The following is a 1,022-nucleotide window of genomic DNA, read 5'->3' on the forward strand; positions in this document are numbered from 1 at the left end:
TAAGTAATCAGGATACGGTTTTAGATATTGGGGCAGGCAAGGGGTTTCTTACTGTTCATTTAGTAAAAATCGCCAACAATGTTGTTGCTATTGAAAACGACACAGCTTTGGTTGAACATTTACGAAAATTATTTTCTGATGCCCGAAATGTTCAAGTTGTCGGTTGTGATTTTAGGAATTTTGCAGTTCCGAAATTTCCTTTCAAAGTGGTGTCAAATATTCCTTATGGCATTACTTCCGATATTTTCAAAATCCTGATGTTTGAGAGTCTTGGAAATTTTCTGGGAGGTTCCATTGTCCTTCAGTTAGAACCTACACAAAAGTTATTTTCGAGGAAGCTTTACAATCCATATACCGTTTTCTATCATACTTTTTTTGATTTGAAACTTGTCTATGAGGTAGGTCCTGAAAGTTTCTTGCCACCGCCAACTGTCAAATCAGCCCTGTTAAACATTAAAAGAAAACACTTATTTTTTGATTTTAAGTTTAAAGCCAAATACTTAGCATTTATTTCCTGTCTGTTAGAGAAACCTGATTTATCTGTAAAAACAGCTTTAAAGTCGATTTTCAGGAAAAGTCAGGTCAGGTCAATTTCGGAAAAATTCGGTTTAAACCTTAATGCTCAAATTGTTTGTTTGTCTCCAAGTCAATGGGTAAACTGTTTTTTGGAAATGCTGGAAGTTGTCCCTGAAAAATTTCATCCTTCGTAGTTCAAAGTCGGGTGGTTGTCAAGATGATTTTTTTGGTTTGGTGTCGTCTTTTTTTCCGCTGCCGCATAACTTAATTATTGACGAATATAACCACTTTTTTTAAATCATCAAATCACTAGTGTCTCGTTTTAACGGGACACTAGTGATTGCAACACTAAGATAAGTGAAAAATCTGACACGGCAAAATCCTGGGCAACTTTTTGTTGCTCAGGAACTTATAAATTAATTTAAATCAAAGTGTTGCGGAATTAAGGCTAATCACTAGTCACTAATCATTTGTTAAGTGCAATATTGGCACTAGTCTTCACGAAT

At 35.0% G+C, this 1,022-nt stretch carries 1 protein-coding gene; it reads left to right on the forward strand.

The window, feature by feature from the left end; translation table 11 throughout:
* Positions 1-710: 23S ribosomal RNA methyltransferase Erm (gene erm / locus D4A39_RS18945; protein ID WP_119918585.1), on the forward strand; the 710-nt coding region annotated here is incomplete at its 5' end.
* Positions 711-1,022 lie beyond the last annotated feature (312 nt).

Origin of the sequence: Alcanivorax profundi (assembly GCF_003597125.1) — a bacterium.
Taxonomy (GTDB): Bacteria; Pseudomonadota; Gammaproteobacteria; order Pseudomonadales; family Alcanivoracaceae; genus Alcanivorax; species Alcanivorax profundi.